Origin of the sequence: Streptococcus oralis subsp. dentisani, assembly GCF_003944205.1 — a bacterium.
Classification (GTDB): domain Bacteria; phylum Bacillota; class Bacilli; order Lactobacillales; family Streptococcaceae; genus Streptococcus; species Streptococcus oralis_BH.
Window position 1 is genome coordinate 1 of sequence record NZ_RJPH01000004.1, and the last position, 13,607, is coordinate 13,607.

At 44.2% G+C, this 13,607-nt stretch carries 3 protein-coding genes, 2 tRNA genes and 1 pseudogene; 4 read left to right on the top strand and 2 right to left on the bottom strand.

Annotated elements, in window-relative coordinates; translation table 11 throughout:
* Window positions 1-83 precede the first annotated feature (83 nt).
* Window positions 84-157 (top strand) — tRNA-Arg (locus tag D8805_RS04105).
* A 16-nt stretch (window positions 158-173) separates the two neighbouring features.
* Window positions 174-247: transfer RNA gene (locus D8805_RS04110), tRNA-Pro, on the top strand.
* A gap of 76 nt (window positions 248-323) precedes the next feature.
* Here D8805_RS04110 and D8805_RS04115 read toward each other — a convergent pair.
* Both D8805_RS04115 and D8805_RS04125 read right to left on the bottom strand, forming a co-directional pair.
* Window positions 324-1,650: pseudogene (locus D8805_RS04115) on the bottom strand (transposase).
* Window positions 1,651-1,960: 310 nt separating this feature from the next.
* The gene (locus tag D8805_RS04125) at window positions 1,961-5,677 is read right to left on the bottom strand and encodes a pullulanase (RefSeq protein ID WP_125415557.1); all 3,717 of its coding nucleotides are present in this window, start codon (window positions 5,675-5,677) and stop codon (window positions 1,961-1,963) included.
* 443 nt (window positions 5,678-6,120) lie between these two features.
* On the opposite strand from D8805_RS04125, the gene rpoB reads away from it, so the two are divergent.
* A complete protein-coding gene (gene rpoB / locus D8805_RS04130; RefSeq protein ID WP_125415559.1) occupies window positions 6,121-9,732 on the top strand; it encodes a DNA-directed RNA polymerase subunit beta in 3,612 nt (1,203 codons plus the stop codon).
* Window positions 9,733-9,764: 32 nt separating this feature from the next.
* Window positions 9,765-13,430 (top strand): DNA-directed RNA polymerase subunit beta', encoded by a 3,666-nt coding sequence (rpoC, locus tag D8805_RS04135; protein WP_185774568.1) that lies wholly within the window; start codon window positions 9,765-9,767, stop codon window positions 13,428-13,430.
* The last annotated feature ends 177 nt before the right edge of the window (window positions 13,431-13,607 follow it).

Here is a 13,607-nt window from a genome sequence, read left to right on the forward strand (position 1 = left end):
ACTGGCAGACGCACAGGACTTAAAATCCTGCGATTGGAAACGATCGTACCGGTTCGATCCCGGTCCTCGGCATATAATAATGAGCACCCTTAGCTCAACTGGATAGAGTACCTGACTACGAATCAGGCGGTTAGAGGTTCGAATCCTCTAGGGTGCATTTTTTCTATTTAACTCGGGAAGTAGCTCAGCTTGGTAGAGTACTTGGTTTGGGACCAAGGTGTCGCAGGTTCGAATCCTGTCTTCCCGATTTGATTTATTGACTAAGATACTTAAGTGAGTATCTTTTTTTGGCTCTTTGTCAACTGTAGTGGATTGAAGAAAAGCTAAGATCGAGAAAGGACAAATTTAGTCCTTTCTTTTTTTATGTTCAGAGTGATGAAAATCTTTTTTTTGAAGTTTTCAAAGTTTCGAAAACCAAAGGCATTTCGTTTGATGAGTTTAATGAGATTATTAGTCGCCTCTAATTTTGCGTTAGAATAGGGTAGTTGAAGGGCGTTGACAATGTTCTCTTTATCTTTGAGGAAGGTTTTAAAGACAGTCTGAAAAAGAGGATGAACCAGCTTTAGATTGTCCTCAATGAGTCCGAAAAATTTCTCGGGTTCCTTATTCTGAAAGTGAAAAAGCAAGAGTTGGTAGAGATGATAGTGGTGTTTTAAGTCTTCTGAATAGCTCAAAAGCTTGTCTAGAATTTCTCTATTCGTTAAGTGCATACGAAAAGCAGGGCGATAAAATCTCTTATCGCTGAGTTTACGGCTTTCTTGTTGAATGAGCTTCCAGTAGCGCTTGATAGCCTTGTATTCATGGGATTTTCTATCGAATTGGTTCATGATTTGGACCCGCACACGGCTCATAGCACGGCTTAAGTGTTGCACAATGTGAAAGCGATCCAATACAATTTTTGCATTTGGGAGTGAAACAGTCTGGTAGACTGTTTCAGCCTGAGCCTAGAAATTCGAAAGCGAAGTCGTTTAGCCAAGTCATAGTAAGGGCTAAATATATCCATCGTAATGATTTTCACCTGCCAACGGACGGCTTGATTGTAGCGAAGAAAATGATTTCGGATGATAGTTTGTGTCCTGCCTTCAAGGACAGCGATGATATTGAGCTTGTCAAAATCTTGCGCAATGAAACTCATCTTTATCTCCCGATTGAAACAGTCACTCCCCTGACTGTTTCAACGTCCCAGGACATAATCTCAGGAAGTCGGCTAAAGTCATGTTTAAAGTGAAAGTCATTGAGCTTGCGAATGACAGTTGAAGTTGAAATGGCCAGCTGATAAGTAATATCAGTCATAGAGGTCTTTTCAATCAACTTTTGAGCAATTTTTTGGTTGATAATACGAGGGATTTGGTGCTTTTTCTTGACGAGAGAAGTCTCAGCGACCAACATTTTCGAACAATGATAGCACTTGAAACGACGCTTTTTCAGAAGAATTCTAGTAGGCATACCAGTCGTTTCAAGGTAAGGAATTTTAGATGGTTTTTGGAAGTCATATTTCTTCATTTGACTTCCGCAATCAGGACAAGATGGGGCGTCATAGTCCAGTTTAGCGATGATTTCCTTGAAGGTATCTCTATTAATAACATCCATAATTTGGATATTAGGGTCTTTAATATCGAGTAGTTTTGTGATAAAATATAATGGTTCCATATGATTCTTTCTAATGATGGTTTGATCGCTTTTCATTATAGATCTTATGGGACTTTTTTTCTACAACAAAATAGGCTCCATAATATCCATAGGGGATTTACCCACTACAAATATTATAGAGTCTGCAAACAACACCCCATGACTAGAAGATTCTTCTAACCATGGGGTGTTTTCTCTATAGGAGGGCTAGGTTATACTCCTCGAAAATCTCTTTAAACCACGTCAGCTTCGCCTTATCTACAACCTCAAAGCTGTGCTTTGAGCAGCCTGCGGCTAGCTTTCTAGTTTACTCTTTGATTTTCATTGAGTATTAGTTCTTTTTCTTGTTTTTTATCAACCATCCAAGTCCGAGAAGGGCAAGGATGCTGAATCCAGCAAGGGCAAGAAGGGATTTGTTCTCAGTACCTGTGTTTGGAAGGACCTTCTGAGAAAGAGTCTCTGTAGCAGTTTCTTGAGAGTCAGGATTTGCTACTAGGTTTTGGGCTTGGTCTTGTTCTGATTCAACTTCCAAGCTAGAAAGATCAAATTCTGGTTTTTCTTCCACAGCTGGGGGGACAATAGCACCACCTTGAGACAAGCGGAGAACAACGGCAGTGAGAGCGTTCAATTTCAAGCCTTTTTCAGTCCATTCGAGACCTTGAGGTTTAGCGATTCCTACTGGTCCGGCTTGATTTTCATCTGCGAGGACTTCAGCCTTTCTCAAGTGAGCAAAGGCAGTTCCCAAGTTGAATTCGCGAGCCTTACTATCCGCATTGACAAAGACAGCGTAGACATCTCCATTTGGAGCAGTGATTTGGTAGCCGATGACCACGTCTTCTTTTTCAACACCATTTTGGCCTGGGACAGTGATGAGTCGGACGCGCTCTTTGATATCTTGTAGACTCTTGAGTCGGAAGGCGTCTGTAGATTGACGAAGAGCGATCAATCCTTTCATGTAGTCACGGCTCTTGACATTTTCAGGATATGCTTTGCTATCTGTAGCTTTGGTCCAATCAAACTTGTTGACAGCATCACTAGAGTCGTAAGAGTCATGGATAAAGTAAGGATAGACAAATGGTTTGCCGTCCTTATCACGCAATAAGTGAGACTTGTTTGGAACCTTATCCTCTGAGACAGGAGTCTTGTAGGCTGGATCAAGGAATTGTTTGGTACGTCCGTATTCCTGACCAGAGTGGATAAACGAAGTTCCTTGAGCAGTCAAGACCATGAGGTTTCCAAGTCGCAAACGGCGATGGATTTCAGCGTAGTTCTCAGCCTTGCTTGGGTCTTTTTTGATAGACTGGGCAATGATGTCAAAGAGAGTCAAGTTATCATGGGCTGCGATATACTGGATAACATCTCCAGGATTGTCAGCCTCAAAGTTTGTTGGTTGGGCAATGAGATTTTTAAAGATGGTATTGATATCGCGTTTGCCACCTGTGATAAAGGCAGGTTGACCTTCGTTTGGATAGCCAGACTTGAGGTTGTTGCGGATGTCGTCTGAAAAGACAGCGACAGTATCTGTTTTCTTCATCCAATCTTGGTCAGCAGGTTGTACAGGCGTATTTTCATCGCCAGTATAGGTTCTCCAGCCTTCACCTAGCATGATAAGATTTGGATTGAGGGCGCGTGCAGCCTTATATGCTTCTTCGATTGAAGCCGCATCGTGATCACCCATCATATCGAAGCGGAAGCCATCCACTTTGTAGGTTTCAACCAGATACTTGATAGAGTCTACCAAGACACGTTTAGACATGTAGTGGGTTGTTCCCAAACGACCGCCTCCAAAGCTAGTACGTGGAGTTCCGTCTGCGTCCATAAAGTGATAGTAGTTTGGCTCAATATCTTCAAAAATGTCAACATTGGCAGTATGGTTGTAGACCACGTCCAAGATGGCCCCCATGCCACGTTTGTGGATTTCGTTGATGAGGTTTTTGAATTCGGCAATACGTTTTTCTGGATCCTTAGGATCGCTTGAGTACATACCAGTCAAGGAGAAGTAGTTTTGAGGGTCATATCCCCAGTTGTAGTTGCTGTTGCTTGAAGCGTAGGCAGACAAACGTTCTTGGTTCTTCAATTCATTGACAAAGTAGTAAGACAAGACTGGAAGGAGCTGGATATGAGTCACACCCAAGTCTTTGAGATAGTCTAGTTTTTCGATAAAGGCTTCAAAGGTACCAAATGGTTTGGTCAAGTCTTTTGCGATGGCAGGATCCGAAGTGAAGTCACGTACATGAGCCTCATAGATGACGGCATCTTCACGCGATTTGAAGTTGTGAATCTTCCCATAGGTCAAGTCTTGCGGACCTAACTTCGCTGGATCGACAAAGGCAGCTTTAGCGACCTTATGAGCGGCATCTGTTTTTGCTAGGTCACTGTTCCAAGCCGCTAATGATTTGGCATAAGGGTCAAGAACGAGGACAGTTTTACCTTGTCGCTCGATTTGGTAGTGGTAGTAATAGCCAGTGTAGTTGCTGATACCGAGACCAGAGTTTACATCCAGAGTTTGTTTCCAGGTGCCTTTTTCTCCTTTTTCAAGGGCAACAGTTCCGACTACTTTTTCAGGATCTTTCTTGTCATATACGACAACGGAAACCTTATCAGCGCTTGGAGACCAGAGGGTGAGGTCAACACGCTTGCCATCTTCTTTTAGAGTTGCGCCGAGTGGACCATCGTAACTGTAGGACTCATCCTTGAGGCGCCAGCTTGAACGTGTGGTAAAGCGGTCTGAATTGTAGCTGACAGTGTAAGGGTGTTGGGTGTCAGAGAAGTCGCCGATATAGGTCACTTTTTTACCTGCCTCATCCACTTCCACGTCTGTGATAGCTACTTTATTCCCTTGGTAATCAGTGATGCTGGAGTGTTTGAGGATATCGTCTTTCTTAGCTCCAACGAGGGTAGAAAAACTGCTTTCGATACGAGATTTAGCCACGTGTTGGGCACCAGTCATACGGATATCGTGAACGTAGTAGGGGTTGGTATAGATGGTTTCGTCATCATCTTTGAGGAAAATCTGACTGTGATTTTTTAGATCAGTGAATTTATAATCTTCTTTTCTGATTTTCACATCATCGCCTTTCTTGCTTTCGTCTAGTAATAAAAATCCAAATTCTCTCGCAGCTTCATTGAGTGGGATATCAATGTAGCGACCATATTTTCCAGTTGCGGTAAAGTCAGTACCGTCAGGCCATTCTCCACTGCTTGGGTTTTTGACATCGCCCCAATACCAAAGAGATTTTTTGTCATAGTTGCCATCGGTGCGGTAGTAGTTGACACGAATAGTTCCTGCTGGTTGAGGGCGATAATTGTATACCTTGTAGTTTTCATCTAGCCAGGCCTCGTTCATTTTTGGAGAGAGGCGCTCTACAGAACGATCCCCTGTCAGGTTATCCCCCTTGGTATTGTTGATAAGGAAGCTGACTTTCTTGGCTTGCACATTTTTGAGTTTGACATCTAGATAATAGCCGTAGTCATCTTGCTTGGCATCCTTGAAGGACTTGGCTCCATTGGGCCAGTTTTCAGACGGTTTTTCAACATCGTCCCAAGTCCAAAGACCTTGAGAATCTTTGTTTTCTTCAGGGAGTTTTTTTACATGGATGCGGAAGTGGTTGTCTGCGATGGGTTCTTCAGAGGATGTATCAGCTTGTGGTTTTTGATCTGAAGTTGGCGTCGAAGTGCTGGCATTTACTTTCTCTTCCTTGCTGTTAGCTTGGCTTGTAGTAGTATCTTCTGTTTTAGGTGTTTCTGGTGCTGTAGTAGTTTCCACAGCTGGAGCTTCTTTTTTAGCGTCCAGGGAAGCGTTTGCATTCTTTTGTTCAGAAATAGGCATTTCCTTTTGAGTTTGACTAGTTTCAGTCTCAGTAGGAGCCTTGGCCACTACGCTAGTATTTTCCTGAGTTTGAGGCAGGTTTTCGTTAGCAGAAATAGTTGGCATTGCAGCAGAAAGTAGGATAATGCTGGCACCAATAAGGACAGAACCAGTTCCGTTCTTCAAGGAACGGATACCGTAAATCATTTTTTTCTCAGTTTGAGATGGGATCTTTTTCATCACAATTCTCCTTGTGTAGTTGTTCCCTATCAGTATAGCACGAGGTAAACATTAGTGCAAGCGTTTTCCTAGTTTTTGAGAGAAAATATAATGCTTCATTCTCTTGAAATTTTAAAATAATATATAGGAAAAGATTGTTTAAAAAATAGTAAAGAAACCTTGAAAAATCTGGCTAAATAAGGTATAATATAAGTAATCATTTGTCGTAGGTTTTGTCTGAAATATTGTCCAGACAAGACTCACAGCAGTTAAATCTTCTGAAAAAGTCAGATTTAGCTGCTCTTTTTGTGCTTTTTTTCAGGTTTTCGAGTGCTTGTAACAAAGATTTAAAGATTCTGAAAATTCATCAGAAGGACATGGTGATAAGGTTTTTTAAAACCATATGACGATTAGAAAAGCCTGATTGACAAGGCTTGAAACTTTATTTACAAAGGAGAATCATCTTGGCAGGACATGACGTTCAATACGGGAAACATCGTACCCGTCGTAGTTTTTCAAGAATCAAAGAAGTTCTTGACTTACCAAATTTGATTGAAATTCAAACGGATTCATTCAAAGCTTTCCTAGACCATGGTCTTAAGGAAGTGTTTGAAGATGTATTGCCAATTTCAAACTTCACAGATACAATGGAGTTGGAATTTGTTGGCTATGAAATCAAGGAACCAAAATACACACTCGAAGAAGCACGTATCCACGATGCTAGCTATTCAGCGCCCATTTTTGTAACCTTCCGCTTGATCAACAAGGAAACAGGCGAAATCAAGACCCAAGAAGTCTTCTTTGGTGATTTCCCAATCATGACAGAGATGGGAACCTTCATCATCAATGGTGGTGAACGTATCATCGTTTCTCAGTTGGTCCGCTCACCAGGTGTTTACTTTAATGACAAAGTAGACAAGAATGGTAAAGTGGGCTACGGTTCTACTGTTATCCCTAACCGTGGAGCTTGGTTGGAACTTGAAAGCGACTCAAAAGACATCGCTTATACTCGTATCGACCGTACCCGTAAGATTCCATTTACGACCTTGGTTCGTGCGCTTGGTTTCTCAGGTGATGATGAAATCTTTGATATCTTTGGTGATAGTGAGTTGGTTCGCAATACTGTTGAAAAAGATATCCACAAGAATCCAATGGACTCTCGTACAGACGAAGCCTTGAAAGAAATCTACGAACGCCTTCGTCCAGGTGAGCCTAAGACTGCTGAAAGCTCACGTAGCTTGCTTGTAGCGCGTTTCTTTGATCCACGCCGCTACGATTTGGCAGCCGTTGGTCGTTACAAGATCAATAAAAAACTCAACGTTAAGACACGCTTGCTTAACCAAACCATTGCGGAGCCATTGGTAGACCCTGAAACTGGTGAAATCTTGGTAGAAGCTGGTACCGTTATGACTCGTAGCGTGATTGAAAGTATCGAGAGTCACTTGGATGGCGACTTGAACAAGATCGTTTATATTCCAAACGATGCAGCTGTTTTGACAGAACCAGTTGTGCTTCAAAAATTCAAGGTTGTTGCCCCAACGGATCCAGACCGTGTTGTAACCATCATCGGAAATGCCAATCCAGACGACAAGGTTCGGACTGTAACACCAGCTGATATCTTGGCTGAAATGAGCTACTTCCTCAACTTGGCGGAAGGTATTGGACGTGTGGATGATATCGACCACCTTGGGAACCGTCGTATCCGTGCAGTTGGTGAATTGCTTGCTAACCAAGTACGTCTTGGACTTTCTCGTATGGAACGTAATGTCCGTGAACGTATGTCTGTTCAGGACAATGAAGTTTTAACACCACAACAAATCATCAACATCCGTCCTGTAACAGCTGCGGTTAAAGAATTCTTTGGTTCATCACAGTTGTCACAGTTCATGGACCAACACAATCCACTTTCTGAGTTGTCTCACAAACGCCGTTTGTCAGCCTTGGGACCTGGTGGTTTGACACGTGACCGTGCTGGATATGAAGTACGTGACGTGCATTACACTCACTATGGTCGTATGTGTCCAATCGAGACACCTGAAGGACCTAACATCGGTTTGATCAATAACTTGTCATCTTACGGACACTTGAACAAGTATGGATTTGTTCAAACACCATACCGTAAGGTTGACCGTGAAACAGGTGTTGTTACCAATGAAATCGTTTGGTTGACAGCCGATGAAGAAGATGAATTTACTGTAGCGCAGGCTAACTCTCGCCTCAACGAAGATGGTACTTTTGCTGAGAAAGTTGTCATGGGACGTCACCAAGGGGTCAACCAAGAGTATCCAGCAGAAGTGGTTGACTACATGGATGTGTCACCAAAACAGGTAGTTGCCGTTGCGACTGCATGTATTCCTTTCTTGGAAAACGATGACTCCAACCGTGCCCTCATGGGTGCCAACATGCAACGTCAGGCTGTGCCTTTGATTGATCCAAAAGCACCTTACGTTGGTACTGGTATGGAATACCAAGCAGCTCATGACTCTGGTGCAGCGGTCATTGCTCAGTATGATGGTAAAGTTACATACGCAGATGCTGACAAGGTAGAAGTTCGTCGTGAAGATGGTTCATTGGACGTTTACCACATCCAAAAATTCCGTCGTTCAAACTCAGGTACTGCCTACAACCAACGCACTCTCGTAAAAGTTGGCGATGTCGTTGAAAAAGGCGACTTTATCGCTGACGGACCTTCTATGGAAAAAGGGGAAATGGCGCTTGGACAAAACCCAATCGTTGCCTACATGACATGGGAAGGTTACAACTTCGAGGATGCCGTTATCATGAGCGAACGCTTGGTCAAAGACGATGTCTACACATCTGTCCACCTTGAGGAATACGAATCAGAAACGCGCGATACAAAGCTTGGGCCTGAAGAAATTACTCGTGAAATTCCAAACGTTGGTGAAGATGCCCTTAAAGACCTTGACGAAATGGGGATTATCCGTATCGGTGCTGAGGTTAAAGAAGGCGATATCCTTGTAGGTAAAGTCACCCCTAAAGGTGAGAAAGACCTCTCAGCTGAAGAACGTCTCTTGCACGCTATCTTCGGAGACAAGTCTCGTGAAGTGCGTGATACTTCTCTTCGTGTACCACACGGTGCCGATGGTGTCGTTCGTGATGTTAAGATCTTTACACGTGCAAATGGAGATGAGTTGCAATCAGGTGTCAACATGCTGGTTCGCGTCTACATCGCTCAAAAACGTAAGATCAAAGTCGGAGATAAGATGGCCGGACGTCACGGAAACAAAGGGGTTGTCTCTCGTATCGTTCCTGTAGAAGACATGCCTTACCTTCCAGACGGAACTCCAGTCGATATCATGTTGAACCCACTTGGGGTGCCATCACGTATGAATATCGGTCAGGTTATGGAGCTCCACCTTGGTATGGCTGCTCGTACTCTTGGTATTCACATCGCAACACCAGTCTTTGACGGAGCAAGTTCTGAAGACCTTTGGTCAACTGTTAAAGAAGCAGGTATGGATAGCGATGCCAAAACGATCCTTTACGATGGACGTACTGGTGAACCATTTGATAACCGTGTTTCTGTCGGAGTCATGTACATGATCAAACTCCACCACATGGTTGATGATAAATTGCACGCGCGTTCAGTCGGACCTTACTCAACCGTTACCCAACAACCACTCGGAGGTAAAGCTCAGTTTGGTGGACAACGTTTCGGTGAGATGGAGGTTTGGGCTCTTGAAGCCTACGGTGCCTCAAATGTCCTTCAAGAAATCTTGACTTACAAGTCTGACGATATCAACGGACGTTTGAAAGCTTATGAAGCCATTACAAAAGGAAAACCAATTCCAAAACCAGGTGTTCCAGAATCCTTCCGAGTTCTTGTCAAAGAATTGCAATCTCTTGGTCTTGACATGCGTGTCCTAGACGAAGATGACCAAGAAGTGGAACTTCGCGACTTGGATGAAGGAATGGACGAAGATGTCATCCACGTAGATGACCTTGAAAAAGCCCGCGAAAAAGCAGCACAAGAGGCTAAAGCAGCCTTTGAAGCTGAAGAAGCTGAGAAAGCAACAAAAGCGGAAGCAACAGAAGAAGCTGCTGAACAAGAATAAGCAGTTCACTTAGAATAGAAAGGGAAGAAATAGTGGTTGATGTAAATCGTTTTAAAAGTATGCAAATCACCCTAGCTTCTCCAAGTAAAGTCCGTTCATGGTCTTATGGAGAAGTCAAAAAACCTGAAACAATCAATTACCGTACGTTAAAACCAGAACGTGAAGGACTCTTTGACGAAGTCATCTTTGGTCCTACAAAAGACTGGGAATGTGCTTGTGGTAAGTACAAACGCATTCGTTACAGAGGGATTGTTTGTGACCGCTGCGGGGTTGAAGTAACGCGTACAAAAGTTCGTCGTGAGCGTATGGGGCACATCGAGTTGAAAGCTCCTGTATCTCACATCTGGTATTTCAAGGGGATTCCAAGTCGTATGGGCTTGACCCTTGATATGAGTCCTCGTGCCCTCGAGGAAGTTATCTACTTTGCGGCTTATGTGGTCATTGATCCTAAGGATACACCGCTTGAGCACAAGTCTATCATGACAGAGCGCGAATACCGTGAACGCTTGCGTGAGTATGGTTATGGATCATTCGTTGCCAAGATGGGTGCCGAAGCCATCCAAGACCTCTTGAAACAAGTAGATCTTGAAAAAGAAATTGCTGAACTCAAAGAAGAGTTGAAAACAGCTACGGGACAAAAACGTGTCAAAGCCATCCGACGCTTGGATGTTTTGGATGCCTTTTACAAGTCTGGAAACAAACCTGAATGGATGATTCTCAACATCCTTCCGGTTATTCCACCAGATCTTCGTCCAATGTTGCAGTTGGATGGTGGCCGTTTTGCCTCATCTGACTTGAACGACCTTTACCGCCGTGTTATCAACCGTAACAACCGCTTGGCTCGTTTGCTTGAGTTGAATGCACCAGGTATCATCGTTCAAAATGAGAAGCGTATGCTTCAAGAAGCAGTTGACGCTTTGATTGACAACGGTCGTCGTGGTCGTCCGATCACAGGACCAGGTAGCCGTCCACTGAAATCATTGAGCCACATGCTTAAAGGGAAACAAGGACGCTTCCGTCAAAACTTGCTCGGTAAACGTGTTGACTTCTCAGGACGTTCCGTTATTGCCGTTGGTCCAACTCTTAAGATGTACCAATGTGGTGTGCCACGTGAAATGGCTATCGAGCTCTTTAAACCATTTGTGATGCGTGAAATCGTTGCCCGCGACATCGTGCAAAACGTCAAGGCAGCTAAACGCTTGGTAGAACGTGGAGATGAACGCATCTGGGATATCCTTGAAGAAGTAATCAAAGAACACCCAGTACTTCTTAACCGCGCACCGACCCTTCACCGTTTGGGTATCCAAGCCTTCGAGCCAGTCTTGATTGATGGTAAGGCCCTTCGCTTGCACCCGCTTGTCTGTGAAGCCTACAATGCCGACTTTGACGGGGACCAAATGGCCATCCACGTACCGCTTTCAGAAGAAGCTCAAGCAGAAGCTCGTATCTTGATGTTGGCTGCTGAGCATATCTTGAACCCGAAAGATGGTAAACCAGTTGTTACTCCATCTCAGGACATGGTTTTGGGTAACTACTACTTGACCATGGAAGAAGCTGGTCGTGAAGGTGAAGGAATGGTCTTCAAAGACCGTGACGAAGCTGTTATGGCTTACCGTAATGGCTATGTTCACCTCCACTCACGTGTTGGTATCGCGACAGATAGCCTCAACAAACCTTGGACTGAAGAGCAAAAACACAAGGTCTTGCTGACAACAGTTGGTAAAATCCTCTTCAACGACATCATGCCAGAGGGTCTGCCTTACTTGCAAGAACCAACAAATGCCAACTTAACAGAAGGTGTTCCAGCTAAATACTTCTTGCCACTAGGTGGAGATATCAAGGAAGCAATCAGCAATCTTGAACTCAACCCTCCATTCAAGAAGAAAAATCTTGGGAATATCATCGCTGAAATCTTCAAACGTTTCCGTACGACAGAAACTTCTGCCCTACTTGACCGCATGAAGAACCTCGGATACCACCACTCAACTCTTGCAGGTTTGACAGTGGGTATTGCCGATATCCCAGTCGTTGAAGACAAGGCCGAAATCATCGAAGAATCGCACAAACGTGTAGAACAAATCACCAAACAATTCCGTCGTGGTATGATCACGGACGATGAGCGCTACAACGCTGTTACAGCTGAATGGCGTGCAGCTCGTGAAAAATTGGAGAAACGTTTGGTTGCCAACCAAGATCCTAAGAACCCAATCGTTATGATGATGGACTCTGGAGCCCGTGGTAACATCTCAAACTTCTCACAGCTTGCCGGTATGCGTGGTCTGATGGCCGCTCCGAATGGACGTATCATGGAATTGCCGATCCTTTCAAACTTCCGCGAAGGTTTGTCAGTACTCGAAATGTTCTTCTCAACTCACGGTGCCCGTAAGGGTATGACCGATACGGCCCTTAAGACAGCCGACTCAGGTTACTTGACTCGTCGTTTGGTTGACGTTGCCCAAGACGTTATCATCCGTGAGGACGACTGTGGAACAGACCGTGGTCTCTTGATTCGTTCTATCGCAGAAGGAAAAGAGATGATCGAGTCTCTCGAAGAGCGTCTCAATGGTCGTTACACTAAGAAAACTGTTAAACATCCAGAAACTGGTGCGGTTATCATCGGTCCAAATGAGTTGATTACAGAAGACAAGGCGCGTGAAATTGTCAATGCTGGTGTGGAAGAAGTCACTATCCGCTCTGTATTTACATGTAACACTCGTCACGGTGTCTGCCGTCACTGTTACGGTATCAACTTGGCGACTGGTGATGCGGTTGAAGTTGGTGAAGCAGTTGGTACAATCGCTGCCCAATCTATCGGGGAACCTGGTACACAGCTTACAATGCGTACCTTCCACACGGGTGGGGTTGCCTCAAATACCGATATCACTCAGGGTCTTCCTCGTGTCCAAGAAATCTTTGAAGCCCGCAATCCGAAAGGGGAAGCGGTTATCACAGAGGTTAAAGGACAAGTTACCGCTATCGAAGAAGATGCATCAACTCGTACCAAGAAAGTCTTTGTTAAGGGCGAAACTGGCGAAGGTGAGTACGTGGTTCCATTTACAGCACGTATGCGTGTTGAAGTTGGGGACCAAGTAGCGCGTGGTGCTGCTCTTACAGAAGGTTCTATCCAACCAAAACGTCTCCTTGCAGTTCGTGATGTCTTGTCTGTTGAAACTTACCTTCTCGGTGAAGTACAAAAAGTTTACCGTAGCCAAGGGGTAGAAATCGGTGACAAACACATCGAGGTAATGGTTCGTCAAATGATCCGTAAAGTTCGTGTCATGGATCCAGGTGACACAGACCTTCTCATGGGTACCCTCATGGATATCAACGACTTTACAGATGCTAACAAGGATGTTCTTATCGCAGGTGGAGTTCCAGCGACAGGTCGTCCAGTCCTTATGGGAATCACCAAAGCTTCACTTGAAACCAACAGTTTCTTGTCAGCGGCTTCCTTCCAGGAAACAACTCGTGTCCTTACAGATGCGGCTATCCGTGGTAAGAAAGACCATCTCCTTGGACTTAAAGAAAATGTTATCATCGGTAAGATCATCCCAGCAGGTACTGGTATGGCTCGCTACCGTAACCTTGAACCACAGGCTATCAATGAAGCATCATATCTGGCTCCAGAACAAGAAGAGACAGAACTTGCTCCAGTAGAGGACGCTGTGGAAATGCAAGTTGAAGAAACAGTAGAATAAAAAAGCAAACGAGAGAACCTTAGGGTTCTCTTTAGTTTTATACTTCTATCTATTGGGGTTAGGTGAGCACGACGCAATATCTCTCAAATCGCTTCAACTGTTTTTCATTTTTGTCAGTTGAGCGTCAAAATTGGACATTTGAGACGAGAGGGGAATTTTTATCTTTCTCGCAGAGTA

Coding starts and splice junctions, on each gene's coding strand:
- D8805_RS04125 (WP_125415557.1), bottom strand. CDS start 5,677: ATGAAAAAGATCCCATCTCAAACTGAGAAAAAAATGATTTACGGTATC.